This window comes from Baekduia alba, from assembly GCF_028416635.1.
Classification (GTDB): Bacteria; Actinomycetota; Thermoleophilia; order Solirubrobacterales; family Solirubrobacteraceae; genus Baekduia; species Baekduia alba.
On sequence record NZ_CP114013.1, the window covers coordinates 303,137 to 328,769 of the forward strand.

Genomic DNA, 25,633 nt, shown 5'->3' on the forward strand with positions numbered 1-25,633 from the left:
AAGACGCTAGCTGGCGGTCGCCGCCAGCGGGCCGGTGCCCGGCAGCGGCTGGGGGACGTGCTCGTCGGCGTGGTAGGAGCTGCGGACCAGCGGGCCGGCGGCGACGTGGTCGAAGCCCATCGCCATGCCGGCGGCGGCCAGCGCGTCGAACTCGTCCGGGTGCCAGTAGCGGACCAGCGGCAGGTGCCGCTCGGTCGGGCGCAGGTACTGGCCGATCGTGATGACCTGCACGCCGCGCTCGCGCAGCTGGCCGAGCGCGTCGACCATCTCGTCGTGCGTCTCGCCGAGGCCGACCATCAGCCCCGACTTGGTCGTGACGGCGTCGCCGCCCATCTCCTTCGCGGTCTCCAGGACGCGCAGCGAGCGCTCCCAGGTCGAGCCGCGGCGGGCGATGGGGTAGAGGCGCGGGACGACCTCGACGTTGTGGTTGAAGACGTCCGGCCGCTCCGCGATGACCTTGGCGAGCGGCATGTCGAGGCCCTGGAAGTCCGGCGTCAGGATCTCGATCTTGCAGTTCGGCGCCTGGCGGCGGATCTGGCGGATGACGCCGACGAACGCGTGCGCTCCCTTGTCGGGCATGTCGTCGCGGTCGACCGACGTGATGACCGCGTGGCGCAGGCCCATCCGGGCGACCTGGCGGGCGACGCGCGCGGGCTCCAGCGGGTCGTTCCAGGTCGGCTTGCCGGTCTTGACGTGGCAGAAGCCGCAGCGGCGCGTGCAGGTGTCGCCGAGGATCATGAACGTCGCGGTGCCGCGCTCCCAGCACTCGCCGATGTTCGGGCAGGCGGCCTCCTGGCACACGGTGTGCAGGTTGTCGTCGGCGATCTTGGCCTTCAGCTCGCGGTAGCGCGGGCCGCCCGGCATCGGGACCTTGAACCACTTCGGCTTGCGCTCGCGGATGTCCAGGACATCGGGCCCGAGGACCTTCAGGACGTCCATCCCACCGGGGTTCGAGCGCGATCGCGTCTTGTGCTCGCGCTGGGGCTGGCTCGGGGGCGTCTGCGGTTCGGCGGCCATCGCCGCTCGTAGGCTATCGAGCGGATGCGACCGGCTTGGCGGCGACCGCCAGGCGCGGCCCGGAGCCGACCGCGCGGACCAGGTCGGCGGACGCGCGGGTCAGGGCGACGAGCGCGAAGACGAACAGCGCGAGCTGGACGGTCGGGTGCTCGGTGACGCCGCCGTTCCAGGTCGCGGCGGCCGCGGCGGCGGCGAGGAAGACGACGTCGCCGACGAGCGGGCCGGCCAGCAGGATCGCGGTCGCGCGGCGCGGTGACGTGGTCGGCTCGTGCAGGCACTCGCCGTCGAAGAGGGCGCGGGCGGTGGGCGCGATGAGCACGCGCCCGATCCGGACGCTGAACAGCGGGCGGCCCGAGCCGAGCAGGACGATCACGCGGCCCTTGGTCAGCAGCAGCGCGGCGGCGGCGCGGCCGAGCTCGTGGATCAGGGCCGCCGGGATGGTCGCGGCGACGACGACGAGGAGGATGCGCAGGGTGCCGTCCATGGCCCTTCTGAGGTCGGCGTCGCGCGGCGGGCGCTTGATCGCGCGGCCGCGGAGATCAGCCGACCGTCGAGGGCGTCGCGCTGAGCGCGCGCTCCAGCGCCCGCGGCGTGACGAGCCGCTGGCGGTGGTCGAGCGCGCCGGCCAGCCCGTGGGCGACGCGCTTGCGGACGCAGTCCAGGCGGCCGGCGCGGCCGGTCTGCTCCAGCACGCTCGTCATCGCCACGTCGCCCAGCCCACAGGCGACGATCCAGGTGAAGGGGTCGAGGTCGCCGTCGACGTTGATCGACAGGCCGTGCATCGTCACGCCGTGGGAGATGTGCAGGCCGATCGAGCCGATCTTGCGATCGCCGACCCAGACGCCGGTGAAGTCGCGGCCCTCGTGAGCGCGCCCGCGGGCGGCGATGCCCTCCTCGGCCAGCGCGTCGACCATCAGCGTCTCGAGCTGCTCGACGAAGCCCATGACGTCGCCGACACGCACGATCGGATAGGCCACCAGCTGGCCGGGCCCGTGGTAGGTGACCTTGCCGCCGCGGTCGACGTCGACGACCTCGATCCCGCGCTCGGCGTAGTAGGCCTCCGGGAACGGCAGCTCGGCGGGGTCGGAGCGGCGGCCGCGCGTGTAGACGGGGTCGTGCTCGAGCGTCAGCAGCGTGTCCGGGATCGTGTCGGCCTGGCGCGCGGCGCGCACCCGCTGCTGGAGCGCGAGCGCCTCGCTGTAGGGGACGCGACCCAGGTGCACCGTCCAGAGATCCACGCAGGAGATGGTGCCACACGGCGTGCCGGTGCCCTCGCGGCGTCGGGCCGCTTGCCGAGGCTGCGACACTCGGAGGCATGTCCGGGACCGTGGAGCGCGAGGGGTTCGCCGCCTGGCGCACCCGCCTGCGCTGGCGGTTGAGCGGCGCATGGCAGTGGCCGACGTTCGCGGCCCTCGTCGTGGTCGACACGGTGGTCCTGGCCCGGCTGCCGTTCTCCGGCGGACGGTCGTCGTTGTTGGGGTCGTTGCTCGCCGCGGGCCTGCTGAACGTGCTGGTGGTCGCCGTGGCGCCGCGGGTCGGGACCTGGGCGCTGCGGGTACGCCGACCCGACCTGCCGCGCGAGATCGCCGCCGACCGCGCCGGCGCCATCGGGATGGCCGGGCTCAGCGTGCTGCTGATCGCGGGCGGGGTCGCGCATCGAGGCGCCCTGCGCGACAGCGACCAGGTGAGCGCGACGGCGCTGCGCGAAGCGCGCGTCTTCGCCGCCCACCGCGCCCCGGCGCGCTACCTGCCGCTGCACGGCGAGGACACGTGGCGGTCGGGCGCCGACCTGTTCCGGACCTGCTGGGCGGGGCCGGACCCGCGCAAGGACTTCTGCGTCTTCGTCCGGATGGACGAGGGCCTGCCGGTCAAGCGGGTCGATCCGGACCAGCGGCCGAACGCCACCGTCGCGGGCCCGGACAACCCGGGCCGCATCGGCGGCTAGACCCTGCATGTCAACCTGCTGACATCAAGGATCGTTCGGGCCCGGCCGATGCCGTCCCTCGGATGCGCTTCTTGCGGGCATTTGCGGCGGCGGCCGGGGCTTCGGGCTCGATCATCGCCGCGGGCGGGATCGTCTTGGCGATCTTCTCGGCGACCATGGCCTTCCACGGTTGGCCGGGGATGCGCGCGCCCGGCGCCGGCGCGGGCGCCGCGGCCACCGAGCTGGCGGAGGACGTCGGCACGGGTGGGGCGCGGGACGTGGTCGACGCCGACCGCACCGCCGCGGTGAGCACGCTGCCGGCGGTGCCGGTCAAGCGCCCGGCGTCCGCGTCGGAGACCGCGTCGTCGCGGCGGGCCGCGACGCGCACGGCCGCCCGCCAGCACACGCGGGCGCGGCGCGAGGGCTCGACCGGGCACGGCGACGGGTCGAGCCCGACGCCGACGCCGGCCGCGCAGCCGCCGGCCTCCGCACCGGCGTCGTCGCCGGCCGAGTCCTCGACGGCGGGCGCCGCGCCGGCCAAGTCGTCGTCCTCGTCCTCGTCTTCCTCCTCGGCCGCCGGCCCGAGCGCGCCGACGCCCGGCGCGCCGGTGACGCCCAGCGCGCCGTCGACCCCCACGCCGCCCGCCACGCCGGCCACGCCGTCGGTCCCCGACGCCGCCGCCCAGGCCGTCACGGGCGCGACGCAAGTCGTCGGCGGCGCGGTCAGCAACGTCGCCGGCGCCGCCGGTGGCGCCGTGCAGCCCGTCTCGCCCACCGTGGCGAACACCGTCACCGCCGTCGGCCAGACGGTCGACCAGACCGTGACCGGCGTCGGCCAGGTCGTCGGCGGGATCCTCGGCGGTCTCGGCGGCGGCGGTCGCCGGTAGCGACGCGACGTACGCAAGTTCCCGTATCGCCAAGCCGGGATCGCGCGTCTAGGCTCGGCGGCGATGCGCACGCTCGTCGCCCTGCTGTTGTCGTCGCTGCTCTTCGCCGCGGGCGCCCAGGCCCAGGCGCCGGTGCTCGCGACCAACGGCAGCACGCTGGCCGCGCCGGCGAACCTCGCGCTCCCGAGCGGCGCGAACCAGTGCCTCGCGCGCCCCTACATCGGGCCCAGCGACGGGACCATCACCTTCATCAACACCGGCGCGACGACGTGCATGTGGTGGTCGACCGAGTACGGGCCGGACGCGCAGCCGATCGCCAACACCTACGTGCCGCGCGGCGCCGGCGCGGTGACGCGCGTGCGGGTCCGCAGCGGGGACGCGCCCGCGCCCCTGCGGTTCGCGATCGTCAGCTCGGGCAGCAGGCTGTGCTGCACGGCCAAGCAGGTCAGCGACCAGGTGCAGCCGACCGCGAACGCCGTGAGCGAGTTCGCGGTCAACCTGCCCGCCGGCTCGGGCGTGGGCACGCAGGACGGCTCGCAGTTCAACGACATCCTGGTCGTCGTCGCCGTCGGGCCCGGCTCGCTGCCGGTCAACGACCGCGGCCGCCACGGCTTCCTCTTCGGCTCGGCCGCCAACCAGGCGCAGGCGACGTTCCTCCATCCGGCGCTCGCCCTCGGCGAGTCCAACACCGACGTCGGGATCATGGACGGCTACGAGGTGTTGCTCCAGTACGACTGGTGCGGCGTGCCGATGACGCTCGGCAACGCGCAGCCGCAGGCGCCCGCCAACCCGCAGACCGCCTGCCTGCCGGCGCCGCCCGCACCCGCGCCGCCGCCGCCGGTCGCGCCGGTCGCCGCGCCGACGCCGGCGATCCCGACCGCGGTGGTCCCGCTCGGTGCCGGCTCGTCGTCGGCGGTCGTGCGCGACGGCCTCGCCGCGCTGCGGCTGCGCTGCCTGCTGACCACCGCGTGTGCCGGGACGCTGCGCCTCGTCGCCCCGACCGCGACGACGGCGGCGAAGAGGAAGAAGCCCAAGGTGGTGTCCTACGGCACCGCCAAGTACAAGATCGCGGCCGGCAAGACCGCCACGGTCAAGGTGAAGCTGTCGAAGGCCGCGAAGTCCGCGCTGCGGAAGAGGAAGAAGGTCGCGGCGGTGGTGACCGGCGGCACCGGTGCGGCGGCGTTCCGCCTCAAGGTGACGCTGAGGCGCTAGCCCGCCTCGAGCCGCTCACGCAGGGCGGCGAGGAGCGTGGTCGCGTCCTCGGAGGTCGCCAGGCCGGCCGCGAGCGTAAGCGTCAGCGTGGCGAGGTGGCGGATCGTCACGGCGCCGTCGACCGCGGCCGGGCTGGTCTTCACCGGGCCGAACACCAGCGTCGCGGCGGGCAGGCGCGGGCTCGTGCGGCGGTTGTCGCCGAGGACCGTCACGGCGCCGCCGTCGGTGACGATCGCGGCCTCGCCGAACGGGCCGAGCAGCTCATGCACGGCGGCGGCGACGAGGTCGCCGAGCGAGCGGCCGCCCGAGGCGCGGCGGGCGGCGACCAAGGCCTCCATGTCGATCTCGATCGTCATGGTGTGATCGGGCCCGCCGATCGCGCGGCGGTCGCGGACGCGGGCCAGCGGGAGCGCCGCGCGCACGACGGCGTCCTCGTCGGGCAGCGCCGCCGCCTCCAGCGCTCGGGCGTAGGGCACGAACGCGTCGGCGCCCGTCACCCGGACGACGCGGCCGCCGAGCGCCGCGGCGAGCGTCGCGCCGACGCCGCCGTTCGGCCAGCCCTCCTCGACGATCACCGCGCGCCCGTTGGCGCCGCGCGCCGCGGTCCGCACGGTCTCCAGGTCCAAGGGGCGCAGCGACCGCAGGTCGACCACGGTCGCCGCGAAGCCGTGCTTCTCGGCCAAGGTCTCGGCGGCCCGCGCCGCCACGACCGCCATGCGCGAGGCGGCGATCAGCGTCACGTCGCCGCCGGCGCGGCGCACGACCGCGCGGTCCAGGGCGGCGACGCCGCCATCGTCGTCCTCGCCGACCAGGTCATACAACCCGGTGTGCTCCAGCACGACGACGGGCTCGTCGTCGGCGATCGCCGCCCGCAGCATGCCCCGCGCATCGCCCACCGTCGCCGGCGCCACCACGCGCAGGCCCGGGATGTGATGCAACAAGCCCTCGACGTTCGCCGAGTGCACCGGACCCAGCCGCGCGCCGGCGCCCTGCGGCACGCGCAGAACCAGCGGGACCCGCAGCGCCCCGCCCGAGAGCGCGCGCGCCGCGGCAAGATGATGGACGAGCTGGTCGTAGGCCAGCGGCAGGAACGCCGCGGTCGTCAGCTCGACGACCGGCCGCATCCCCGCGAGCGCTGCGCCGACGCCCACCCCGAGCAGCGCCGCCTCCGAGCTCGGGGCGTCGCGCACGCGCGCCGGGCCGAAGGCCTCCAACAAGCCGGCGGTCACGCCGTAGGCGCCGCCGCGCGCCCCGATGTCCTGCCCGAGCAGCACGACGCGCTCGTCGGCGGCCAGCGCGTCGAGCAGCGCGGCGCCCAGCGCCTCGCGGTACGTGACGCTCACAGCTCGCTCGCCAGCGGCTCGCGCGACGCCTCGGCGAACGCCACCGCCCGGTCGATCCGGGCCGTCACGCCGGCCTCGATCTCGGCACGCGCGTCCGGATCGAGGACGCCCTCGGCCTCCAGCCGCGTGCCGAACGTCGCGACCGCGTCGACGTCGCGGCGGATCAAGGCCTCCACCAACATCGGCCGGCCCGCGCGCGCCCGCGCCACCGCGTCGCCGACGACGTGCGCGACCGCCAGCACGTCCATCCCGTCGCACCGCAGCCCGGCGACGCCGGCCGCCGCGCCGCGCTCGAACAGCTCGGTCAACGCGGCCGGCGGATCGACCGCACCAACATCACGCGTGACCACGAACACGACCGGCAGGCCCCACGTCGCGGCCAGCGCCCACGTCTCGCCCACGACGCCCTGCGCGGTCGCGCCGGCCGTCATCGCGCACACCGCGAGGCGCCCGCTCAGCGCGACGCCCGCCGCGACCGGCGCGTGCCCGCCCGGGATGCCCCAGCCGCCGAGCACCCCGTGCTCGACATCCAGCACATGGGTCGCGCCGCCGCGCCCGCCGGCCACGCCGTCGACGCGGCCCAGCAGCTCGGCCATCACGCGTTCGGGCGCGCCGCCCCGCGCCAGCACCCACGGCACGGCGCGGAAGGTCGTCAGGACCGCGTCCTCGCCGGCCAGCACCGACGCGCTGCCCGCGATCACCGCCTCCTCGCTCCCGCACCGGTGCAGGAACCCGCCGATGAGCCCGCGCTCGTACAGCTCCGCCGAGCGCTCCTCGAACCGGCGCATCAGGAGCATCGCGCTCCACCGCGCGAGCGCTGCGGAGGCGTCTCCCAGGGGATGGTCGGGCATCGCGGGACGAGGGTACCCGCGACGCCCGACCGAGTGGGATCAGAGGAGCGTCACGACCGACTTGACCTCCGTGTACAGCTCGAGGGCTTCGGCGCCCATCTCGCGGCCCCAGCCCGATTCCTTGTAGCCGCCGAACGGCAGGGCGGCGTCGAACACGTTGTAGCAGTTGATCCACACCGTGCCGGCCCGCAGCGCCTTGGCGGTGCGGTGGGCCTTGCCGAGGTCCTGGGTCCACACGCCGGAGGCCAGGCCGTAGGACGTCGCGTTCGCGTCCGGCGGCAGCCCGCCCTGCTCGAACGGCCGCACGGTGACGACCGGGCCGAAGATCTCCTCGGCCTCGACCTTCATCTGCGGGTTGGTGCCGGCCAGGACGGTCGGCTCGACGAAGTACCCCTTGTCGCCATGGCGCTTGCCGCCGGTGATGGTCTCGGCGCCCTCGGTCTCACCCGACGCCAGGAAGCCGCACACGCGGTCCATCTGCTCCTGGGAGACCAGCGGCCCCATCTGCGTGGCGGGGTCGAGCCCCGGCCCGACCTGGATCGACTTCGCGTGGTCGGCGACGCCGGCGACGACGTCGTCGTAGATCGACTGCTCGACGAACAGCCGCGAGCCGGCGGCGCAGCACTGGCCGTGGTTGAAGAAGATCGCGTTCGCCGCACCCGGGATCGCGGTCTCGAGGTCCGCGTCGGCGTAGACGACGTTCGGCGACTTGCCGCCGAGCTCCAGCGACACCTTCTTCAGGTTGCCCGCGGCCGCCTGGAGGATCAGCTTGCCGACCTCGGTCGAGCCGGTGAACGCGACCTTGTCGACGTCCGGATGGGCGGCCAGCGGCGCGCCAGTCTCCTCGCCGAAGCCGGTCACGACGTTGATGACGCCCGGCGGGATCCCGGCCTCGAGCGCCAGCTCGGCCAGGCGCAGCGCGCTCAGCGGCGTCTGCTCGGCGGGCTTGAGCACGACCGTGCAGCCCGTCGCCAGCGCCGGCCCGAGCTTCCAGCAGGCCATCAACAACGGGAAGTTCCAGGGGATGATCTGGCCGACGACCCCGACGGGGTCGTGCAACGTGTAGGCGTGCCACTCGGCGCCCGGCATGTACGGGACCGAGATCTGCAGGGTGGAGCCGCCGCTCTTCGTGGTCCAGCCCGACATGTAGTGGAACAGGTCGGCGGCGAGCGGGACGTCGGCGGCCTTGGCGACGGCCAGCGGCTTGCCGTTGTCCAGCGTCTCCAGCGTGGCGAGCTCGTCGCCGTGCTCCAGCACGAGGTCGCCCAAGCGGTGGATGGCGCGGCCGCGCTCGGACGGCGTCATGCGGCGCCACGGGGCGTCGGGGTTGAACGCCGCGCGCGCGGTCTTGACGGCACGGTCGACGTCTTCCGAGCTGCCGCGCGGCACGGTGGCCAGCACCTCGCCGGTCGCCGGGTCATAGGTCTCGAAGGTCTGGCCGGACGCCGCCTCCACCCAGTCGGCGCCGATGAGCATGCGGTGGTCGCGGGCCACGAAGGCCCGTGCGTCCTGGTCGATCTGGGCGTCGAGCGCCATGTCTGCTCCTCCATTCGAAAACGGGTTGGCGCGAAGGTAGGCGGAGGGGGGTTGCAACTCCGTTGCGTTGGGCGTAGAAACGGTCGTGGGTTGATGAGCTCCTGGGTCGCGATCCCCTCGACGGGCGATCGGCGTGGCAGCGCGCTGCGGCTGGCGCGCGCGCACGACGCCGTGCTGTCGGGCGCGCCGCCGCCTCCCGAGCTGCGCGACGTGATCGTCGACTCCTGGCGCCGCTGCGCCGCGGCCGGCGTCGACGCCGAGCGCGGTCTCGCGCCGCTGGCGCTGGCCGGCGACGAGGCGTCCGAGCGCTGGGCGCGCTCGCCGCTCGCGCGCGCCGAGGGCGTGCTGCGGTCGCTGCTCGACGACGTCCGCGCCGAGGGCGAGCAGGTCCTCCTCGTGTGCGACGCCGACGGGACGCTGCTGTGGATCGACGGCGACCAGCGGATGATCGACCAGGCGACCGGCGTGCACCTCCAGCGCGGCGCGTGCTGGAGCGAGGCCGGCGCCGGGACCAACGCGATGGGCACCGCGCTCGCGCTCGACCACGGGCTCCAGGTCTTCAGCGCCGAGCACTTCGCGACGCCGGTCCACGGTTGGACGTGCAGCGCCGCGCCGCTCCACGATCCGCTGAGCGGTGAGCTGCTCGGCGTGCTCGACCTGTCCGGCCCGCTGCAGACCGCGCACCCGCACTCGCTCGCGCTGGTGACCGCGGCGGCGCGGATGGTCGAGGGCCTGCTCCTGCGCGAGGCGACCGCGCGCGCGGTGGCGGCGCGCGAGGACGCCGAGCTGCGCGGCGCGTTCCCGCTCGCGGTCCCGCGCCCCGGGCTGCGCGTGCGCGCGCTGGGTCGCGACCGCGCCGAGGTCGACGTCCGCGAGGGCCAGACCGTGACGCTCTCACGCCGCCACTCGGAGTTGTTGGTGCTGTTAGCGCTGCGGCCGGAGGGCATGAGCGCCGAGCAGGTCGCGATCGCGACGCACGGCGACTTCGGCAAGCCCGTGACCGCGCGCGCCGAGCTGTCGCGCCTGCGCCGGATCCTCGGCCGCCGCCTGCTGGCCGAGCCCTACCGCCTCGACGCGGCGCCGCGCGCGGACTTCCTCGCGGCACAGGAGCTCGCGGACGCCGGCGCGCTGTCGGCCGCGCTCGACGCCTACCAGGCGCCGCTGCTGCCGCGCTCGGAGCTGCCGCTGATCGTCGAGGCGCGCGAGGCGCTGGACCACCGCGTCCGCCAGGCCGTCCTGCGCGCCGACGACACGGACCTGCTGCACCACTGGGTCCACTCGGCCGCCGGCCGCGACGACCTCGAGGCCTGCCGCCGGCTCGTCGCCGCGCTGCTCGAGGACGACGAGCGCCGCCCCGCGGCCCTGTCGCACCTGCGGCGCCTGGTCCTGAGCACCTGACGTGCTCCGCTCCGAGCTGCTGCGCCGGCTCAGTCGAACTGCGACGGCTCGGCCACGGCCCACTCGTACAGGAAGTCCTGCGGGCTGAGGCGGTCGAGGTCGCGGATCAGCGCCTCGTGCATGCGGCGGCGCTGGCGCGGGGTGCAGTCCCAGAACAGGATGCCCTCGCCCTGGTCCATGTCGACGACCTCGATCGCGTCGCGTTCGACCAGGACCTCGTAGCGAGCGCGTGCCTTCATGGCGACGGGGTTCCCACGATGTCGAGGGCGGCATCCCCTTCCAGCAGCGCGCCGTCCGGCGTCCAGACCGTCGGCGCGACGGTCACGCCGCGCCGCACCGCCAGCTCGGTCGCCTCGTCCAGCGCGCGCGTGACCGCGTCGCGCTCGATCGCCTGCAGCACGGCGCGCGGGTGCATCTCGCACGCCGACGCCGCGATCAGGACGACGTCCGTGTCGCCGAGGTCGTGCCCGCCGGCGTAGGCCTGGCGGAACGCGGCGAGGCCGAAGGCCACGATGCGCCCGATCTGCTTGGCGTAGGTCGCGGCGCGCAGCGCCGGCTCGGGGTCGAAGTCCTCAGGCGGCCAGCGCAGGGCCTGCAGCGTCCGGGCCGCCGCGACGCGCTCGATCTCGCCCTGGGCGATCGCGCGCTCCTCGGCGCAGCGGAAGCCGTCGCTCCACGCGCGCGGCGCGCGGATCGGGATCCACTCCGCCGCGAACGGCAGCGTCTGGATCACGCGCTCGGCGGAGAGGTACGCCTCGGGCGAGGCGAAGTCGAAGTAGAAGGCCGCGCGGGCGGGTGGCGCGGCGCTCTGGGCGCCGTCGCCGTGCTGCGTGACCTCGAAGCCCATCGACTCAGCCGTGGATGAGCCAGCCGTCGGCGGCGCGTGCCGCCTCCATCACGCCTTCGGAGAGCGTGGGGTGGCCGTGGATCATGCGGGCGACCTCGCTGTAGCCGCCCTCGAGCAGCTTGACGTTGACGAGCTCCTGGATGAGCTCGGTGGCGCGGGTGCCGACGATGTGGCCGCCGAGCATCTCGCCGTACTTCTTGTCGCCGACGATCTTGATGACGCCGGTGCGGTCGCCGTAGACCGTGCCCGCGCCCACGGCGCCGTACTGGACCTTGCCGACGACGACGTCGTAGCCCTGCTCCCTGGCCTGCTCCTCGGTCAGCCCGAAGCTGCCGACGTTCGGGGTGCAGAACGTCGCGCGCGGGATGTCGAGGTAGGAGATCGGGTGCGTCTTGTGGCCGGCGGCGTCCTCGACGGCGATGATCCCCTCGTCTGAGGCCTTGTGCGCGAGCGCGGGGCCGGGGACGAGATCGCCGATGGCATACACCTTGGCCTTGGACGTGCGCAGCGCGCCGTCGACCTTGATCAGGCCCTGCTCGGTCAGCTCGACGCCGGCGGCCTCCAGACCAAGTGCTGCAACATCCGGCCCGCGGCCGGCGGCGATCACGACCCAGTCGAAGCCGCCGGCGTCGGCCGGGTCGAAGAACGTGTTGGTCTTGACCGTGATGCCCTGCTTCTTGAACCCGCGGGCGGCGGCCTTGGAGATGTCGGCGTCCTCGGTCGGCAGCACCCGGTCCAGGCCCTCGTACAACGTGACGTCCGAGCCCAGGCGCTGATAGGCGCTGGCGATCTCGGTCCCCGACGCCCCCGCGCCGATGACCGCCAGCGTCTCGGGCAGCTCGGTCAGCGCCCACGCCTCCTCGGTCCCGATCACGTTGGCGCCGAACTCCAGGCCCGGCAGCGCCCTCTTGACGCTGCCGGTCGCCAACACCACCGCCTTGTTGGCCGTGTACACCGTGTCGCCGACCTTGACCTGGCCGTCGGGCGTCAGCGACGCCTCACCGGCGATGACCTCGACGCCGTTCTTCTTGAACAACCCCGACACGCCGCCGGTCAGCGTCGTGATGACCTTGGTGCGCCGCTCGCCGATCGCGCCGAAGTCGACCGTCGGCTCGGTCCCGTTCAGGCTGATCCCGAACTCCCCGGCGTCGCGGACCTCGCTCAAGATGTCGGCCGAGCGCAGCACCGCCTTGGCCGGGATGCACGCGTAGTTCAAACAGCGACCGCCGACGACGTCGTCGCGCTCGATCACCGCCGTGCTCAGGCCGAGCTGCGCCGAACGCACGGCGGCCACGTAGCCGCCGGGACCGGAGCCGATGACGATGACATCGAACGTCGTGTCGGACATAGCTCGCAATGTAGCGAACGGGTGGTCCGACCCTACCTGCGCCTGATCCGCGATCAGGCGCCCGGTTCAGACGGCCGTCGGCGCCGGCACCTGCAGGCGCGCGAGCACGCGCACCAGCTTCCAGAACAGCCAGCCCGCCGGGACGATCACGGCGAGGCTCAGCGCGACGTCGCCGACCGACGAGGCGCGCAGCAGGAAGAGGAAGAAGAAGACCACCAGGATCGCGAGCAGGATCTGGAACAGGAGGACCGCGAGGTAGCGCTTGGTCCACATGCCGTAGGCCGCGGCGAACATCAGCGCGCAGTAGACGATCAGCGTGCCGGCGCCGCCCTTGCCGCTGTGGCCGGTGACCGCGAGGCCGAGGTTGACGATGCCGAGCGCGACCGCCGCGGCCACGGCGACGACCAGCGCGGGCGGGCGCTCGCCGGGCGCGAGCGGCTCGAGCGTCGCCTGGATCTCGGCCGTGCGCTCCTCGGCGGACTTGCGCGGCCGGCGCACGCCGGGCGGGCCGATCTCGAGCGCGTGGGCGAGCCGGCGCGTCACGGCCTCCGGGTCCTGCGCCTCGGCGATCGCCCGGACGACCGCGACGCGGTTGGCGCCCGCGGCCATCACCGGGTCGATGGTGTCCTCGTCGACGCCGCCGATGGCGAACCACGGGACCTTCGCGTTGCGCGCCGCGTAGGTGATGAGGTCGGTCCCGACCGCGGGGCGCCCCGGCTTGGTCGGGGTGACGTGGACCGGGCCGACGCCGATGTAGTCGGCGACCGCGCCGCCGTCGACCTGGTCCGGCGAATGCGTGGAGAGCCCGACGAGCGCGTCCGGTCCGGCGATCCGCCGCGCCTGCGCCACCGGCGTGTCGTCCTGGCCGACGTGGACGCCGTCGGCGCCGGTCGCGGCCACGAGGTCCGGGCGGTCGTTGATGATGAACAACGCCTCGGCGACCTCGCACCACTCGCGGGCGACGGTCGCCGCCGCCAGGATCTCGGCGTCGGTCGCGTCCTTGCAGCGCAGCTGGAAGACGTCGACGCCGCCGCGCAGCGCCGGCGCCAGCACCTCCTCGAGCGGCCGCCCGCCGGGCGTCGCGTCGCAGACGAGGTACAGGCGCGCGGCGGCGAGGCGGGCGCGGCGTCGCTCAAGCAGGGACATCGGCGGAGGAGTGTGCCAACTGTGTCGCTGGTGTGTCATCCGTGTCACGGCGATACGCTCGACGTGCCGTGACGAACCCGCTCCCGCACGCAGACGTGGCCGTCGTCGGCGGCGGCGTCATCGGCCTCGCCGTCGCGTGGCGCGCGCGCCAGCGCGGCCTCGACGTCCTGCTGATCGACCGTGGCGACCTCGGCGCCGGCGCCTCGCGCGCCGCGGCCGGGATGCTCGCGCCGGTCGCCGAGGCCGACGCGCAGGAGCGCGCGCTGCTCGTCCACAACCTGGAGAGCGCGCGGCGCTGGCCCGCGTTCGCGGCCGAGCTGGGCGATGTGACCGGCGTCGACGTCGGCTACCGCGCCTGCGGCTCGCTGCTGCTCGCCCGCGACCGCGACGAGGCCGAGCACGTCGAGCGCGAGCGCGCGCTGCGCGAGCGCATGGGGTTGAAGGTCGAGCGCCTGCTGGGCTCCGAGGCGCGGCGGCGCGAGCCCGCGCTGGCGCCGTCCCTGCGGCTGGCGCTGGCGCTGCCCGACGACCACGCGGTCGAGCCGATCCGCGTGACGGCGGCGCTGATCGAGGCGTGCGTTCGCGCGGGCGTGCACGTGCGCGCGGGGACGGATGTGTCCGACCTCGCGACGCTGCCCGCGGAGCGCGTCGTCATCGCGACCGGCGCCTGGGCGGGGGAGAGCCGGCGGATGCCCGTGCGCCCGGTCAAGGGTCAGGCGCTGCGCCTGCGCGACCCGTCCGGCCCGGGCCTGTGCGACCGCGTCCTGAGATGGGGCCCACCCACCCCCGGCTACCTCGTGCCGCGCGGCGACGGCCGCTACTACCTCGGCGCGACGATGGAGGAGCGAGGCTTCGACACCGCGGTCACGGCGCTCGGCGTCTACGAGCTGCTGCGCGACGCGGGCGAGGTGATCCCCGGCCTGCTCGAGCTGGAGATCGAGGAGGCGCTCGCCGGCCTGCGCCCCGGGACGCCCGACAACGCGCCGATCGTCGGGACCGACCCCGCCGACGAGCGCATCGTCTGGGCTACCGGCCACTTCCGCAACGGCATCCTGCTCTGCCCGCTGACCGCCGAGCTCGTGGCCGACGAGCTGACCGGCGGCCGGCCCGACCACGCGCTCCGGCCCGAGCGCTTCGCCGCGGAGGGCGCCCCGGCATGATCATCATCAACGGCGAGCCGTCCGACGCCGTGGCACCGGGCGCGACGGTCACCGAGCTGCTGGCGGCGCTGGACGTGCCCGACCGCGGGGTCGCGGTCGCCGTCGACGCCGAGGTCATCCCGCGCGGGGCGTGGGCGACGTTCGCGGTGCCCGACGGCGCGCGCGTGGAAGTGCTGATCGCGGTCCAGGGAGGATGATGGGGTCGATGCGCATCGCAGGGGTGGAGTTCTCATCGCGGTTGATCCTGGGCACGGGCGGCTTCCCGCGCCTGGAGACGCTGGCCGACGCGATCGCGGCGTCCGGGACCGAGATGGTCACGGTCGCGCTGCGCCGGATCGATCCGGGGGCGCGCGGGTCGCTCGTGGACGTCCTCGACGCCGCCGGCGTGCGCGTCCTGCCGAACACCGCCGGCTGCTACACCGCCCGCGACGCGGTCCTGACCGCCAAGTTGGCGCGCGAGGCGTTCGCCACCGAGTGGGTCAAGTTGGAGGTCATCGGCGACGAGCGCACGCTGCTGCCCGACGCCGTCGAGCTCGTGGCCGCCGCCGAGCAGCTGGTCGACGAGGGCTTCGTGGTCCTGCCCTACACGACCGACGACCCCGTCCTGGCGCGCCGGCTGGAGGACGTCGGCTGCGCGGCGATCATGCCGCTGGGCTCGCCGATCGGCTCGGGCATGGGCATCAACAACGCCTACAACCTGCGGTTGATCCGCGAGCAGACCGCGCTGCCGGTCATCCTCGACGCCGGCGTGGGCACCGCGAGCGACGCGGCGCTGGCGCTGGAGCTCGGCTGCGACGGCGTCCTGTGCGCGAGCGCGATCTCCCGCGCCGAGGACCCGGTCGCGATGGCGCGCGCCATCCGCCTGGCCGTCGAGGCCGGCCTGCTGGCTCGCACCGCCGGCCGCATCCCGCAGCGGCTGCACGCCACGGCGTCGACCGCCGAGGCCGGCGTCGCCGAGTTCGTCCATCCGGCGGGGGGAGATCCGGACGGCGGGCCGGATGAATACGTCCATCCCAGCGACCCCGCCCGCCCACTGCAGTGACCGACGAGCTGCTCGACGGGTTCCAGGCGGCGCTCGTCGGGCGGGATCGCAGCGCGTTCGCGGCGGTCTGCGCGCTCGACGTCCATTACGAGGATCCGCTGACCGGTCCGGCGCTGCACGGCTGCGACGCGCTCGGCGACCACTTCGCCCGGCTGTGGGTCGCGGTGCCCGACGCGCGCGTCGAGAAGGCCGGCGAGCGGCTGAGCGACGGGCGCTACGTCGCGGCGCCGATCCGCCTGGCCGGGACGCACACCGGCGAGCTGCCGTCGTTCCCGCCGACCCGCAAGGCGTTCTCGGTCCACGCCGTCCTCTACTGCGAGCTGGACCCGCCGCGCGAGCGGCTGTGGCGTGTGCGCGCGTTCTTCGACCTCTACGACGCCTCCGTCCAGGTCGGCGTCCTGCCCGCCCACGGCGGCATGGGCGAGCGCGCGCTGATGCTCCTGCGTGGCTTCGGATTGCGCGGCCGCGGCTGAGCGGCGATGCTCCGGGCCATGGGGGCCGGAGATCTCTACGACACGATCGGCGTGGGGTACGGCGCCGGCCGGCGGGAGGACCCGCGCATCGCCGCGGCCATCTGGGCCGGGCTCGGCGACGCGCGGACGGTCCTGAACGTCGGCGCCGGCGCCGGCTCCTACGAGCCGCGCGACCGCTACGTGCTCGCCGTCGAGCCGAGCGCGGTCATGCGCGCGCAGCGGCCGGCCGGCGCGGCGGCGTGCGTGGACGCGCGCGCCGAGGCGCTCCCGTTCGACGACGACGCGTTCGACGTCGTCATGACCGTGCTGAGCGACCACCACTGGGCCGACAACGCCGCCGGCCTACGCGAGTGCGCGCGGGTGGGCCGGCGCGTGGTGCTGTTCAACTGGGAGAACGCGCTGACCGACACGTTCTGGCTGATCCGCGACTACGTCCCGGAGTTCAACCGGTACGCCGGCGCGCACCCCTCGTTGGCCGACCGGGCGGCGACATGCCTGACGCCGGACGCCGAGATCGCGCCGGTGCCGATCCCCTGGGACTGCGAGGACGCGTTCTTCCACGCCTTCTGGCGCCGGCCCGACGCCTACCTGCGCGAGGACGTGCGCGCCGTGACGTCGGTGTGGTCGCGCTTCGGGCCGGCGGTCGAGGCGCGCGCGGTCGCCGCGCTGGCCGCCGACCTGGAGTGCGGCGCCTGGGCGGCGCGCAACGCCGAGCTGCTGGACCTGGACGCGTGCGACGTCGGCGCGCGGCTGGTCGTCGCGGACACGGCGGGGCGCCGCTCGTGAGCGACCCCGTCGACGACGTCCCCCCGCCGCGCTCCGGCGGCCTCTACGGGACGGTCCTCGTCCTGGCCGTGATCATCGCCCTGACGAAGTCCGGGCAGGCCGAGGCGGCGGTCGTCCTCGGCGGCATCCTGATCACGAGCCTCGTGTTCTTCGTCGTGCACGTCTACGCCGACACGCTCGCGTCGCGGGTCCGCTACCCGGAGCGCCGCTGGCGCGACCTCGCGCGCCAGCACGCCTACCACGAGGCGCCGATCCTCACGGCGCCGCTCGGCCCGGCGATCCCGCTCCTGCTCGGCGTCGTCGGCGTCCTGTCGCGGGAGGCCGCCGGGTGGGGCGCGATCGGGATGGGCCTGTTGGGGCTCTTCGGCTGGGGCCTGGCCGTCGGCCGCGCGCTCGGCTACCGCCACGGCGGCAGCGTCCTGATCGGCCTGCTCAACGTCGGCCTCGGGGCCATGATGGTGGGCCTCAAGGTCCTCGTCCACTGAGCTAGTTGAGGACGACGCCGCCGCGGTCGCGAACCGCCTGGGCGGCGGGCGGAAGCTCCGGGAAGAACGGCGTCCAGCGCAGGTCGAGCTTCTCCAGCGACGGCGGCAGCTTCGGCAGCGCGCGCAGCGGGTTGGCGCGGAGGTCGAGGGTGCGCAGGCGCGGGAGCGCCGCGAGCGTGTCGGGCAGCGTGGTCAGCGCGTTGTCGCGGAGGTCGAGCACGCGCAGCGCGGGCAGCGCGCCGATCGCCTGCGGGAGGGACGTCAGCCCGTTGCCGCGGACGTGGAGCTCGCGCAGCGCGGCGAGGTCGCCGATCGCCGGCGGGAGCGAGGTAAGGGCATTGCCTTGCACGCGCAGCTCGACCAGCGACGACAGCTCGCCGATCCAGTCGGGGAGCGCGGCGATGGCGTTGTCGTCGATGCCCAGGTACTCCAGCGCGCGCAGCGGGCGCACGCCCTCCGGCACGGCGGTCAGGGCGTTGTCGCCGAGGTAGAGGATCCGCAGGGCGCGGAGGTCTCCGATCGCGGAGGGCACGGCGGTCAGCGCGTTGTGCGCCGCGTCGAGCGTCGTCAGCGCGGCGAGGCGGCCGACCTCGGGCGACAGCTCGGCCAGCTCCATGTCGGCGACGACCAGGCGTAGGAGATCCGCGGTGCGCTCCCACACCGCGGCCGGGATCGCCCGCTCGCCGCGCAGGTCCAGCCCGCGCCGGTCACTTCGCGACCACGTCGATCGTCCCGTCCATGCCCGGGTGCAGCGTGCACTCGTACTTGATCGTCCCCGCCGTGGTCGGCGTGAACGCATACGTGCCGTCCTTGCCGAAGGTCTTGGACGCGAAGTCCGCGCCGCTGTCGGCCTTGACGTCGTGCGGGACGCTCTCGTCGTTCTTCCACGTGATCTTCTGGCCGACCGGGACCTGCACGTGGTCGGGCTTGAAGTGCAGCGCCTTCATCCCGATGACGTCGCCGGCGCCGAGCGCCTGTGCGCTGCCGCCACGGTCGGAGTCGCCGCAGCCGGCGGCGAGCGCGGCGAGCGACGAGCACAGGGCGAGGAGCGGGAGGAGGCGGCGCATGGCCCCCAGGACCCTACGAGACCTCGATCAGCACCGGCGCATGGTCGGAGAGCGGCGCATGGTCCAGCGCCACGGGCGCGCGCGCCACCGCCAGCCCGCCGCGCGTGAAGAAGCGGTCGATCCGGTGGCCGCCGACGTCGTCGAACCCCGGCACCTCCGGGTCCGGCACGTTGGCGTCGCCGCCCAGCAGCGCCGGCGCGTCGCCGGCCCAGCCCGCGAGCGTCGCGCCGCTGCGCGCCATGTCGGCGCGCGCCTTGTCCTTCGGGTTGGCGGTCGCGTGGACGTTGCCGACCCACACCCCGGACCCGTCGAGGCGCACCGCGTGCAGCCAGCGCCGCTCCGGCCACGTCCGCAGCCGCTCGCTCGCGTGCGCGCCGATCGCGGCGAACCCGCGCCGCACCAGGATCGCGTTCGCGCCGCCGCCGTTGGCCTTGACGAGGTCCGGCCGGCGCTCGGCGACCCAGCGCCGCGCCGCCAGGCCGAAGTTGCGCGAGGTCAGCACGGCCCGCGCGTCGGCCTCGGTCGCGCGCGCCAGCGGCCCCGGCCACCAGGGCGGGACCTCCTGCAGCAGGGCGACGTCCCAGTCGACTCCGGCGATCTTGTCCGTGAACTCGGCCAGCAGCGCGTGCCGCGCCTCGGGCACGGAGCGGCCGTGGAAGAGGTTCCAGCTCAGGACGCGCATCGCGTCCTATGATGCCCGGCCTTCATGGGCGCCCGCGGGGGGTGAGGTGGTCGTCTGCGTCGCTGGGCCTATGATGGCCCGCTTCCACATGCGCCACTTCCTCACCGGCACCGAGCTGAACTCCGACGACCTGCACGCGGTCCTGGATCGCGCCGCGGCGCTCAAGCTGGCGCCGCGCTCGAGCGACGTCCTCGACGGGCGGACCGTCGCGCTGATCTTCCAGAAGCCGTCGACCCGCACGCGGGTGAGCTTCGAGGCCGGCGTCGTCGAGATGGGCGGCCACCCGATGGTCCTGCGCGCCGGCGACATGCAGCTCGGCCGCGGCGAGTCGCTGCGCGACACCGCGCGGGTGCTCGGCCGCCACGTCGCGGCGGTCGGCGTCCGGACGCACGCCGACAGCGAGCTGGAGGGGCTGGCCGCCGAGGACCAGCTCCCGGTCTTCAACATGCTCACCCAGAACGCGCACCCGTGCCAGGTGCTCGCGGACCTCTTGACGCTGCGCGAGGCGTTCGGCGCGCTGGAGGGCCTCAAGCTGGTGTACGTGGGCGACGGCAACAACATGGCCCGCTCGCTGCACGACATGGGCCGGATCGCGGGGGTCGAGGTCGTCCTCAGCACGCCGCCGGAGTTCACGCTGGACGGGGTCGAGAACGTCGCCGACCCGCACACGGCCGTCGCCGGCGCCAACGCGATCTACACCGACGTGTGGGTCTCGATGGGCGAGGAGGACACCGCCGACGCACGCCGCGCCGCCCTCGGCCCGTACCGGATCGACGACGCGCTGCTCGACGCCGCGGCGCCGGGGGCGATCGCCCTGCACTGCCTGCCCGCGCATCCGGGCGAGGAGATCACCGAGTCGGTGCTCTACGGCCACCGCCAGCACATCTGGGACCAGGCGGAGAACCGGCGCCACGCCCAGAAGGCGATGTTGGAGTGGTTGCTCGCCGGCTGAGGTCGGCCGGGTACGGAGCGGGCCGCCGCCGGATGGGTCGGTGTGTGGGTTCCGGCGCCGGCCCGCTGGTCCCGTAGCTGGACCCGTGGGGATGTCGCATCCACTGCAACGTGGTGCATCGCCCGAACTTGCGCGAACCCGGCGGGGTGAGCGGGTAGGGTCGGCGCGAGGACCATGCCGCCGCCCAAGAAGAAGCCCCGGGCCGCCTCGCCGCCGCCCGCCGACGAGCTCAGCGCGAACCTCAACGCCGTGCGCGAGCGGCTGGTCTCCTCGGTCATGCTGACGACCGAGCGGCTGCAGGACGCGGTCGACGACGCGGTCCGCCGCGGCCGGATGACGCGCAAGGACGCCGAGGAGCTGCTGTCGACGCTCGTCGCCGCGGGCCGTGCCCAGACCGAGGCGCTCGTCGCCGACCTCGAGCAGCTGCTCGGGCGCGGCGACGCGGTGCTGCGGACCGTCGACCGAGCGCGGCGGCGCGTCGGCGCCGGCCCCTCGTTCCCGATCGTCGACTACGACGAGCTCACCGCCGCGCAGGTCGCCAAGCGCCTCGGCGCGCTGACGCCGGCGCAGCTGCGCAAGGTCCGCGACTACGAGCGCCGCAACGGCCAGCGCAAGTCGGTGCTCGCCGCCGTCGAGCGCAAGCTGGGATGAGCGGGTCCTACGCGGTCGTCCCGATCGGGCGCGTCGTCGGCGGGCGTGCGGCGGTGCGCGACGACTGGGCCGCGGAGCGCGCGACGATCGCGCTCGACGCGGCGCGGTTCGACGCCGACGCGCTCTCGGCGTCGACGGCCTGCAGGTGGCCGTCGCGGGGCTCGATGCCGTGGACGGGACGCCCGTCCTCGACATCAAGCCCTACATGAGCGAGTTCGCGCCGCAGGAGCCGACGCATCAGCCCGCCTGAGCGGGCGAGCTGATGGCCGGCTGCTGGTAGCGGCTACTTCCTCTTCGCCTTCTTCTTGTGCTTGGCCTTGGGCTTCTTCTTGGCCTTCGGCTTGGCGATCGTGACCTTCTTGGTGGCCTTGGTCGTGGCGACGTTCCCGGCGGCGTCGGTCGCCGTGACCGTGACGGTCGCCACCGCGGTGGCGCCGGGGTACTTCTTGGTCACCGAGGCCGGGATCAGGATGTTCACCGGGAGCGCCTGACCGGGCTGGACCAGCGTCGAGGTCGGCGCCAGCTTGACGACGATCGGCTTCGGCTTCTTCTTGGCCTTGGGCTTCTTCTTCTTGGCCTTCGGCTTGTGCTTGGCCTTGGCGGCGCTGGCGGTCGACTTCTTGGCCTTCTTCTTCGCGACGGCCTTCTTGACCGGCGGGGTGATCGCCAGCGTCGAGGTCGTGGCGACCGTGGCCGGCGAGTCGCAGTTGACCGTGATCACCAGCGGCTTGCCCTGGCCGCCCGCGCCGACCGGCCGGTCGCCGGTGACCTGGACCTTGCAGGTCGGCGGCGTCTTGTCGACGAACGTCGCCACCGCCGAGCCCTGCGGCTCGTTGGCCTCGCGCGTCCCGTTGCCGTTGAGGTCGACGAACGACACGACCGTGTCCTGGCCGGCGTTGGCGCCGGGGTCGGTGACCGTGGCGGTGCCGTCGGCGGCGAGCGCCGCGCTCTGCGTGCCGGGGTTGACGCCGCTGATCGTCGAGATCAGCTTCTTGCCCGTGAACGGGTTGCCGGCGGTGTCCTTGGCGGTGACCCGGAACGCGATCGGGACGCCCTGCGGCGCGCCCGCGTTGGTCTGGTCGAACTGCAGCGCGGCCGGCAGCGCCGTGCGCACCATCAGCGCGAACGACGCGACGCCGCCCGCGGCGAGCGTCCGGGTCGGCTCGAGGTACTGGTCCCACTCGACCGCGCCGGCGTTGTCGACCGGGTCGCCGACGACGGTGTCGTCGTAGCTCGGCGTCGCCGCGTCGCCCGCGTCCCGCAGCCGCGTCCACACGTCGTTGCCGGCGCCGGAGTCGTCCTCGTAGGCGAGCGCCTGGTAGTGCGACCACGGCAGCAGCGACGGGTCCGGGATCTCGACGAAGCCGCCGGAGCGGCCGGTGTCGGCGTTCGTGCCGCCGATGAACCGCGGCGGCCCCGGCGTGAAGATGCCGGTGCCGACGTCGCTGCCCTCGAAGAAGAAGTCGGCCGCGGCGAGCGCCTTGAAGCGCAGCGGGCTGGCGGTGGCGTTCTTGACGTCCCAGCGGATCGTGAACGTCTGGGCGCCGCTGACGTAGGTCGTCGTCTGGGTGACGGTCGCGACGTCGGTGTCGGCGTTGGACGGGTTGCCGTCCTGGTCGGCGCGGGCGCTGTAGGACGTCACCTGCGTGAACGGGTTGGCCGCGCTGCCGTCGCCGGTCGCGGGCGCCTGGGCCGGCGTCGCCGGCCAGTACTCGTCGATCAGGTGCGGACCCGCGTCGCCGTAGAAGCCGAAGACCTTGCCGCTGATCGGCGCCGGCTGCGCCGGCGCCTGGGCGGTCGGCGGGAAGGCGAGGAAGAACCCGGCGTCGCCGAGCTGGCTCGACGAGCGGTAGAAGATGTTGGCGGTGTCGGTGTCGCGCTTGGCCTGGAGCTGGCCCTGCGAGCCGACCGCGACGGTCAGCGGCGTGCCGCCGAACGTGACGACGGTGGGGTCGGGAGGGCTTGCCGCGGACGCGCCGGCGGGCAACGCCACGAGGACCGCGAGCGCCGCAAGCTTTGCGGCGCCGCGCATCGAATTGCGCAAGGTTGTGGACCTTTCAGTTGCGGGAGAGGGCGGCGGAAGTCTAATCGGCCGGCGTCTGGGTGATCAGCGATCGGACGAGCGCCGGCGCGTCAGCTTGCAGCGCGCGCGCACGGGCCAGGGCCCGCAGGTAGTCGGCCGAGGTCAGCAGCGGATCGGCGACGACGAGCCACGGCGCGGACGGCCAGGTCAGGCCGGTGGCCTGCGCGAGGCGGCGCGCGTAGCGCTCGCGCAGCGCGGGGTGGGGGCCGGCGTCGAGGAGGTCGAGGTCGTGCAGCAGGGACGCCGCGAGGTGCCGCGTGCGCAGGCGGGCCAATGCGGCGCGGTGTTCCTGTAGGCGTTGGTCGTCGATGCCGTCGGTCGCCCGCGCCTCGAGCGCGAAGGCGAGCGCCTCGGCCTCGGCGCGGTCGGTCAGGTGGCGGTCCTCGAACGGCGCGCCAGGGTCGCGGTGGGCGAGGTGGAGCGCGTGGCCGGCCTCGTGGAAGAGCGCCTCGAGGTCGGCGAGCCCGCCGCGGGGCGCGACGACCAGGTGGACGTCGTCGGGGACGGAGATGGCGGCGCAGAACGCGCGCGGCGACTTGCCGGCGCGCGGGGCCGCGTCGACGGTGACGCCGGTCGCGGCGAGGTCGATGCCCAGCGCGCCGAGCCGCTCGTGCAGGTGCCCGACCGGATCGGTCGGGAGCAGCGGGTCCGCCCACGCGGCGCGGTGCACGCGCGGGAGGTCGAAGCGCGCGGTGGCCGGCCCGCCCGCGTCGCCGCCGCCGTCCAGCATCGGCGGCGCGGTCGCGCGCAGCAGCGCCTCGGCCTCGGCGGCCAGCGCGCCCGGGTCCCGTCCGTGGATCGTGGCCAGCAGCGAGCGCGGCGACGCCCAGCCCAGTGCGCGGGTCTCGGCCCGCACGCGCTCGAGGCCCTCGGCGGCCAGCGGCGTCAGGCGCCGCGTCACGACGTCCAGCCGCTGCTCCTCGAGCGCGACGCGGCGGCTCAGGTCCGGCTCGGCGGCGAGCTGGCCGGTGAGGTCGGCGAGCCCTTCCTGGGCCTCGGCGCGGGCGCGCTCGGCGTCGGTCCGCGCGGTCGCCTGGCCGAGCCGGGCCTCGACGGCGAAGCGCAGGAGGCGGCGGCCGGCGTCGCTCGCGCCGGCCGCGGCGCGCAGCGCCTCGATCGTCGCGTCGTCGTACGCGAGCGCGTGGTGCGCGTAGAGCGAGTCCGGGTCCCAGGCGCCGTCGTGCCCCGCGAAGCGCCGGTGATGGGCGCGGTTGAGGTCGGTCGCGAACGCCTGCGCCCGCGCCCGGTAGACGTCGAGGTCCATGGCGGTGCCATCCTAAGACGCGTGACCTCCGACGTCCCCACCACCGACGGCGCCCCCGTGGCCGCCTCCGCCCGCCCGCCGCGCCCTCAGCGAGGCGACGAGCTCGAGCTCCACATCGAGTCGCTCGCGTTCGGCGGCGCGGGCGTCGCGCGCTGGGGCGACGCCGAGCACGGCTGGGTCGTCTTCGTGCGCGAGGCGCTGCCCGGCGACACCGTGCGCGCCGCCGTCACCAAGCGCAAGCGCCACTACGGCGAGGCGCGGCTGATCGAGGTCGTGACGCCGTCGCCCGACCGCGTCGAGCCCAAGGCCGACCACCCGGGCGCGCCGTGGCAGGTGCTGCCCTACGAGAAGCAGCTGGAGATCAAGGCCCAGCAGGTCGAGGACGCGCTGCGCCGGCTCGGGCACCTCGACGGCTTCGAGATGCTCCCGATCGTCGGCGCCGTCGAGCAGTGGCGCTACCGCAACAAGCTCGAGTTCTCGTTCGGGACCGATCGCGAGACTCGCGAGCTGATCTGCGGCTTCCACGCGCCGGGCTCGTGGGAGGACATCGTGCACGTCGAGGACTGCCTGCTGCAGAGCGAGCGCGGCAACCAGGCGCGCCGCGACGTCCTGGCGTGGGCGCGCGAGCACGGCTACAGCGCCTATGACCGGCGCACGCAGATCGGCGCGCTGCGCAACCTCGTGATCCGCGAGGGCCGGCGCACCGGCGAGCTGCAGGTGCGGCTGGTCGTCAGCGACGGCGTCGAGGTCGAGGCGGGCTCGCTGCACGCCGCGGTCGCCGCCGACTCGCTGCTGGTCACCGAGATCGAGACGGTCGGCGAGACGACCGCGGGCGGCACGACGTCGCTGGTCGCCGGCGAGCCGACGATCGCCGAGGAGGTCTCCGGCCTGCGGTTCCGGCTCAGCGGCCAGGCGTTCTTCCAGACCAACACCGAGATGGCCGAGAAGCTGTACGCGGCCGCGGCCGACGTCGCGGGCCTCCAGGGCTGGGAGCGCGTGTACGACCTGTTCTGCGGCATCGGCACGATCGGCCTGTCGCTCGCGTCGCGCTCCGGCGAGGTCTGGGGCCTGGAGATCGTCGAGGACGCGATCGCCGACGCGATCGGCAACGCCAAGGCCAACGACATCTCCAACGCACGCTTCTTCGCCGGCGACGTCCGCCTCGCGCTGCGCGAGCTGGTCGAGAAGGCCGGCCGACCGGACGTCGTGGTCGTCGACCCGCCGCGCGCCGGCCTGTCGCAGAAGGTCGTGCGCCGCGTGCTCGAGGCCTCGCCCAAGCGCATCGTCTACGTCTCCTGCAACCCGACGACCCTGGCGCCGAACGCGGCCCAGATGGTCGAGGCCGGCTACGTGCTGAAGACGGTCCAGCCGGTCGACATGTTCCCGCAGACCCCGCACATCGAGTGCGTGGCGCTGCTGGAACGCGGCGAGTAGCGCCCCGAGCGCCGCCGCTCCTCCCCCGCAGGGGTGAGGGGCGCG

At 74.6% G+C, this 25,633-nt stretch carries 30 protein-coding genes; 14 read left to right on the forward strand and 16 right to left on the reverse strand.

The genetic code is table 11. The features are described from left to right. Window positions 1–6 precede the first annotated feature (6 nt). The 3 genes from lipA to lipB are packed head-to-tail and all read right to left on the reverse strand — an operon-like array spanning window position 7 to window position 2,255. On the reverse strand, window positions 7–1,017 hold the full coding sequence (gene lipA / locus DSM104299_RS01430; protein WP_272475500.1) for a lipoyl synthase: 1,011 nt from the start codon (window positions 1,015–1,017) through the stop codon (window positions 7–9). 13 nt (window positions 1,018–1,030) lie between these two features. Beyond that, a complete protein-coding gene (locus DSM104299_RS01435) occupies window positions 1,031–1,501 on the reverse strand; it encodes a hypothetical protein (protein WP_272475501.1) in 471 nt (156 codons plus the stop codon). 55 nt (window positions 1,502–1,556) lie between these two features. Further along, window positions 1,557–2,255 (reverse strand): lipoyl(octanoyl) transferase LipB, encoded by a 699-nt coding sequence (gene lipB / locus DSM104299_RS01440; protein WP_272475502.1) that lies wholly within the window; start codon window positions 2,253–2,255, stop codon window positions 1,557–1,559. Window positions 2,256–2,332: 77 nt separating this feature from the next. On the opposite strand from lipB, the gene DSM104299_RS01445 reads away from it, so the two are divergent. Next, on the forward strand, window positions 2,333–2,962 hold the full coding sequence (locus DSM104299_RS01445; RefSeq protein ID WP_272475503.1) for a hypothetical protein: 630 nt from the start codon (window positions 2,333–2,335) through the stop codon (window positions 2,960–2,962). Between the two features lie 10 nt (window positions 2,963–2,972). Here the strand turns inward: DSM104299_RS01445 and DSM104299_RS01450 are convergent, their stop codons facing one another. Continuing rightward, window positions 2,973–3,119: a hypothetical protein gene (locus DSM104299_RS01450; protein WP_272475504.1), complete on the reverse strand. Its 147-nt coding sequence runs from the start codon at window positions 3,117–3,119 to the stop codon at window positions 2,973–2,975. On the opposite strand from DSM104299_RS01450, the gene DSM104299_RS01455 reads away from it, so the two are divergent. Next, window positions 3,118–3,828 carry a hypothetical protein gene (locus DSM104299_RS01455; RefSeq protein ID WP_272475505.1) on the forward strand — a complete coding sequence of 237 codons (711 nt, stop codon included), beginning with the start codon at window positions 3,118–3,120 and terminating at the stop codon, window positions 3,826–3,828. The genes DSM104299_RS01450 and DSM104299_RS01455 overlap by 2 nt on opposite strands. Window positions 3,829–3,891: 63 nt before the next feature. Continuing rightward, window positions 3,892–5,040, forward strand: a complete 1,149-nt coding sequence (locus tag DSM104299_RS01460; protein ID WP_272475506.1) for a hypothetical protein — start codon at window positions 3,892–3,894, stop codon at window positions 5,038–5,040. On the opposite strand, the gene DSM104299_RS01465 is transcribed toward DSM104299_RS01460, so the two are convergent. Genes DSM104299_RS01465 through DSM104299_RS01475 form a run of 3 tightly spaced genes read right to left on the reverse strand, consistent with a single transcriptional unit; the run spans window position 5,037 to window position 8,770 of the window. Next, window positions 5,037–6,383, reverse strand: coding sequence for an alpha-ketoacid dehydrogenase subunit beta (locus DSM104299_RS01465; protein ID WP_272475507.1), 1,347 nt, complete (start codon window positions 6,381–6,383; stop codon window positions 5,037–5,039). The genes DSM104299_RS01460 and DSM104299_RS01465 overlap by 4 nt on opposite strands. Further along, window positions 6,380–7,234 (reverse strand): thiamine pyrophosphate-dependent dehydrogenase E1 component subunit alpha, encoded by an 855-nt coding sequence (locus tag DSM104299_RS01470; RefSeq protein WP_272475508.1) that lies wholly within the window; start codon window positions 7,232–7,234, stop codon window positions 6,380–6,382. The genes DSM104299_RS01465 and DSM104299_RS01470 overlap by 4 nt, the downstream gene beginning before the upstream one ends. A 39-nt stretch (window positions 7,235–7,273) precedes the next feature. Then, on the reverse strand, window positions 7,274–8,770 hold the full coding sequence (locus DSM104299_RS01475; RefSeq protein ID WP_272475509.1) for an aldehyde dehydrogenase family protein: 1,497 nt from the start codon (window positions 8,768–8,770) through the stop codon (window positions 7,274–7,276). A 93-nt stretch (window positions 8,771–8,863) separates the two neighbouring features. Here DSM104299_RS01475 and DSM104299_RS01480 point away from each other — a divergent pair, with 93 nt between their 5' ends. Then, a complete protein-coding gene (locus tag DSM104299_RS01480) occupies window positions 8,864–10,168 on the forward strand; it encodes a GAF domain-containing protein (protein WP_272475510.1) in 1,305 nt (434 codons plus the stop codon). Window positions 10,169–10,197: 29 nt separating this feature from the next. Here the strand turns inward: DSM104299_RS01480 and DSM104299_RS01485 are convergent, their stop codons facing one another. The 4 genes from DSM104299_RS01485 to thiE all read right to left on the reverse strand — a co-directional run bounded on the left by DSM104299_RS01485 (window position 10,198) and on the right by thiE (window position 13,509). Further along, window positions 10,198–10,407 carry a hypothetical protein gene (locus tag DSM104299_RS01485; RefSeq protein ID WP_272475511.1) on the reverse strand — a complete coding sequence of 70 codons (210 nt, stop codon included), beginning with the start codon at window positions 10,405–10,407 and terminating at the stop codon, window positions 10,198–10,200. After that, window positions 10,404–11,015, reverse strand: coding sequence for a DsbA family protein (locus DSM104299_RS01490; RefSeq protein WP_272475512.1), 612 nt, complete (start codon window positions 11,013–11,015; stop codon window positions 10,404–10,406). The genes DSM104299_RS01485 and DSM104299_RS01490 overlap by 4 nt, the downstream gene beginning before the upstream one ends. Window positions 11,016–11,019: 4 nt before the next feature. Further along, window positions 11,020–12,363, reverse strand: coding sequence for a dihydrolipoyl dehydrogenase (gene lpdA / locus DSM104299_RS01495; protein WP_272475513.1), 1,344 nt, complete (start codon window positions 12,361–12,363; stop codon window positions 11,020–11,022). A 66-nt stretch (window positions 12,364–12,429) separates the two neighbouring features. After that, complete coding sequence (gene thiE / locus DSM104299_RS01500) at window positions 12,430–13,509, reverse strand: thiamine phosphate synthase (RefSeq protein ID WP_272475514.1); 1,080 nt, start codon at window positions 13,507–13,509, stop codon at window positions 12,430–12,432. A 68-nt stretch (window positions 13,510–13,577) separates the two neighbouring features. Here thiE and thiO point away from each other — a divergent pair, with 68 nt between their 5' ends. Genes thiO through DSM104299_RS01530 form a run of 6 tightly spaced genes read left to right on the forward strand, consistent with a single transcriptional unit; the run spans window position 13,578 to window position 17,455 of the window. After that, a complete protein-coding gene (gene thiO, locus DSM104299_RS01505; protein ID WP_272475515.1) occupies window positions 13,578–14,669 on the forward strand; it encodes a glycine oxidase ThiO in 1,092 nt (363 codons plus the stop codon). Beyond that, complete coding sequence (thiS, locus tag DSM104299_RS01510; RefSeq protein ID WP_272475516.1) at window positions 14,666–14,866, forward strand: sulfur carrier protein ThiS; 201 nt, start codon at window positions 14,666–14,668, stop codon at window positions 14,864–14,866. The genes thiO and thiS overlap by 4 nt, the downstream gene beginning before the upstream one ends. Window positions 14,867–14,874: 8 nt before the next feature. Beyond that, window positions 14,875–15,711: a thiazole synthase gene (locus DSM104299_RS01515; protein WP_272475517.1), complete on the forward strand. Its 837-nt coding sequence runs from the start codon at window positions 14,875–14,877 to the stop codon at window positions 15,709–15,711. Further along, the gene (locus tag DSM104299_RS01520) at window positions 15,708–16,184 is read left to right on the forward strand and encodes an ester cyclase (RefSeq protein WP_272475518.1); all 477 of its coding nucleotides are present in this window, start codon (window positions 15,708–15,710) and stop codon (window positions 16,182–16,184) included. Before DSM104299_RS01515 ends, DSM104299_RS01520 begins: the two co-directional genes overlap by 4 nt. Before the next feature lie 18 nt (window positions 16,185–16,202). Further along, the gene (locus DSM104299_RS01525) at window positions 16,203–16,970 is read left to right on the forward strand and encodes a class I SAM-dependent methyltransferase (protein ID WP_272475519.1); all 768 of its coding nucleotides are present in this window, start codon (window positions 16,203–16,205) and stop codon (window positions 16,968–16,970) included. After that, window positions 16,967–17,455, forward strand: coding sequence for a hypothetical protein (locus DSM104299_RS01530; RefSeq protein WP_272475520.1), 489 nt, complete (start codon window positions 16,967–16,969; stop codon window positions 17,453–17,455). Before DSM104299_RS01525 ends, DSM104299_RS01530 begins: the two co-directional genes overlap by 4 nt. 1 nt (window position 17,456) lies before the next feature. Here DSM104299_RS01530 and DSM104299_RS01535 read toward each other — a convergent pair whose 3' ends face one another. Genes DSM104299_RS01535 through DSM104299_RS01545 form a run of 3 tightly spaced genes read right to left on the reverse strand, consistent with a single transcriptional unit; the run spans window position 17,457 to window position 19,204 of the window. After that, on the reverse strand, window positions 17,457–18,116 hold the full coding sequence (locus tag DSM104299_RS01535; RefSeq protein ID WP_272475521.1) for a leucine-rich repeat domain-containing protein: 660 nt from the start codon (window positions 18,114–18,116) through the stop codon (window positions 17,457–17,459). A 46-nt stretch (window positions 18,117–18,162) separates the two neighbouring features. Then, on the reverse strand, window positions 18,163–18,522 hold the full coding sequence (locus DSM104299_RS01540; protein ID WP_272475522.1) for a cupredoxin domain-containing protein: 360 nt from the start codon (window positions 18,520–18,522) through the stop codon (window positions 18,163–18,165). Between the two features lie 13 nt (window positions 18,523–18,535). Then, entirely contained in the window at window positions 18,536–19,204 is a 669-nt protein-coding gene (locus tag DSM104299_RS01545; RefSeq protein WP_272475523.1) for an endonuclease/exonuclease/phosphatase family protein, read from the reverse strand. Window positions 19,205–19,292: 88 nt separating this feature from the next. On the opposite strand from DSM104299_RS01545, the gene argF reads away from it, so the two are divergent. The 3 genes from argF to DSM104299_RS29315 all read left to right on the forward strand — a co-directional run bounded on the left by argF (window position 19,293) and on the right by DSM104299_RS29315 (window position 21,057). After that, window positions 19,293–20,156, forward strand: a complete 864-nt coding sequence (gene argF, locus DSM104299_RS01550) for an ornithine carbamoyltransferase (RefSeq protein ID WP_272475524.1) — start codon at window positions 19,293–19,295, stop codon at window positions 20,154–20,156. 174 nt (window positions 20,157–20,330) lie between these two features. Further along, complete coding sequence (locus tag DSM104299_RS01555) at window positions 20,331–20,807, forward strand: hypothetical protein (protein WP_272475525.1); 477 nt, start codon at window positions 20,331–20,333, stop codon at window positions 20,805–20,807. A 145-nt stretch (window positions 20,808–20,952) separates the two neighbouring features. Beyond that, window positions 20,953–21,057, forward strand: a complete 105-nt coding sequence (locus DSM104299_RS29315) for a TrmO family methyltransferase domain-containing protein (protein ID WP_349294486.1) — start codon at window positions 20,953–20,955, stop codon at window positions 21,055–21,057. A 33-nt stretch (window positions 21,058–21,090) separates the two neighbouring features. Here DSM104299_RS29315 and DSM104299_RS01565 read toward each other — a convergent pair whose 3' ends face one another. Both DSM104299_RS01565 and DSM104299_RS01570 read right to left on the reverse strand, forming a co-directional pair. Next, entirely contained in the window at window positions 21,091–22,839 is a 1,749-nt protein-coding gene (locus DSM104299_RS01565) for a hypothetical protein (RefSeq protein ID WP_272475527.1), read from the reverse strand. Window positions 22,840–22,891: 52 nt separating this feature from the next. Further along, window positions 22,892–24,154: a hypothetical protein gene (locus DSM104299_RS01570; protein ID WP_272475528.1), complete on the reverse strand. Its 1,263-nt coding sequence runs from the start codon at window positions 24,152–24,154 to the stop codon at window positions 22,892–22,894. A 21-nt stretch (window positions 24,155–24,175) separates the two neighbouring features. On the opposite strand from DSM104299_RS01570, the gene rlmD reads away from it, so the two are divergent. Beyond that, window positions 24,176–25,588, forward strand: coding sequence for a 23S rRNA (uracil(1939)-C(5))-methyltransferase RlmD (gene rlmD / locus DSM104299_RS01575; RefSeq protein ID WP_272475529.1), 1,413 nt, complete (start codon window positions 24,176–24,178; stop codon window positions 25,586–25,588). Window positions 25,589–25,633: the final 45 nt, after the last annotated feature.

What these genes read in the sequence shown, in the direction of transcription:
- DSM104299_RS01475 (WP_272475509.1), bottom strand. Translation starts at nt 8,770, where the DNA reads ATGGCGCTCGACGCCCAGATCGACCAGGACGCACGGGCCTTCGTGGCC.
- lipA (WP_272475500.1), bottom strand. Translation starts at nt 1,017, where the DNA reads ATGGCCGCCGAACCGCAGACGCCCCCGAGCCAGCCCCAGCGCGAGCAC.
- lpdA (WP_272475513.1), bottom strand. Translation starts at nt 12,363, where the DNA reads ATGTCCGACACGACGTTCGATGTCATCGTCATCGGCTCCGGTCCCGGC.
- DSM104299_RS01515 (WP_272475517.1), top strand. Translation starts at nt 14,875, where the DNA reads ATGCGCATCGCAGGGGTGGAGTTCTCATCGCGGTTGATCCTGGGCACG.
- DSM104299_RS01490 (WP_272475512.1), bottom strand. Translation starts at nt 11,015, where the DNA reads ATGGGCTTCGAGGTCACGCAGCACGGCGACGGCGCCCAGAGCGCCGCG.
- thiE (WP_272475514.1), bottom strand. Translation starts at nt 13,509, where the DNA reads ATGTCCCTGCTTGAGCGACGCCGCGCCCGCCTCGCCGCCGCGCGCCTG.
- DSM104299_RS01555 (WP_272475525.1), top strand. Translation starts at nt 20,331, where the DNA reads ATGCCGCCGCCCAAGAAGAAGCCCCGGGCCGCCTCGCCGCCGCCCGCC.
- DSM104299_RS01565 (WP_272475527.1), bottom strand. Translation starts at nt 22,839, where the DNA reads ATGCGCGGCGCCGCAAAGCTTGCGGCGCTCGCGGTCCTCGTGGCGTTG.
- DSM104299_RS01455 (WP_272475505.1), top strand. Translation starts at nt 3,118, where the DNA reads ATGGCCTTCCACGGTTGGCCGGGGATGCGCGCGCCCGGCGCCGGCGCG.
- thiS (WP_272475516.1), top strand. Translation starts at nt 14,666, where the DNA reads ATGATCATCATCAACGGCGAGCCGTCCGACGCCGTGGCACCGGGCGCG.
- argF (WP_272475524.1), top strand. Translation starts at nt 19,293, where the DNA reads ATGCGCCACTTCCTCACCGGCACCGAGCTGAACTCCGACGACCTGCAC.
- DSM104299_RS01540 (WP_272475522.1), bottom strand. Translation starts at nt 18,522, where the DNA reads ATGCGCCGCCTCCTCCCGCTCCTCGCCCTGTGCTCGTCGCTCGCCGCG.
- DSM104299_RS01570 (WP_272475528.1), bottom strand. Translation starts at nt 24,154, where the DNA reads ATGGACCTCGACGTCTACCGGGCGCGGGCGCAGGCGTTCGCGACCGAC.
- DSM104299_RS01445 (WP_272475503.1), top strand. Translation starts at nt 2,333, where the DNA reads ATGTCCGGGACCGTGGAGCGCGAGGGGTTCGCCGCCTGGCGCACCCGC.
- DSM104299_RS01480 (WP_272475510.1), top strand. Translation starts at nt 8,864, where the DNA reads ATGAGCTCCTGGGTCGCGATCCCCTCGACGGGCGATCGGCGTGGCAGC.
- DSM104299_RS01545 (WP_272475523.1), bottom strand. Translation starts at nt 19,204, where the DNA reads ATGCGCGTCCTGAGCTGGAACCTCTTCCACGGCCGCTCCGTGCCCGAG.
- DSM104299_RS01525 (WP_272475519.1), top strand. Translation starts at nt 16,203, where the DNA reads ATGGGGGCCGGAGATCTCTACGACACGATCGGCGTGGGGTACGGCGCC.
- DSM104299_RS01435 (WP_272475501.1), bottom strand. Translation starts at nt 1,501, where the DNA reads ATGGACGGCACCCTGCGCATCCTCCTCGTCGTCGTCGCCGCGACCATC.
- DSM104299_RS01485 (WP_272475511.1), bottom strand. Translation starts at nt 10,407, where the DNA reads ATGAAGGCACGCGCTCGCTACGAGGTCCTGGTCGAACGCGACGCGATC.
- DSM104299_RS01470 (WP_272475508.1), bottom strand. Translation starts at nt 7,234, where the DNA reads ATGCCCGACCATCCCCTGGGAGACGCCTCCGCAGCGCTCGCGCGGTGG.
- DSM104299_RS01450 (WP_272475504.1), bottom strand. Translation starts at nt 3,119, where the DNA reads ATGGTCGCCGAGAAGATCGCCAAGACGATCCCGCCCGCGGCGATGATC.
- DSM104299_RS01460 (WP_272475506.1), top strand. Translation starts at nt 3,892, where the DNA reads ATGCGCACGCTCGTCGCCCTGCTGTTGTCGTCGCTGCTCTTCGCCGCG.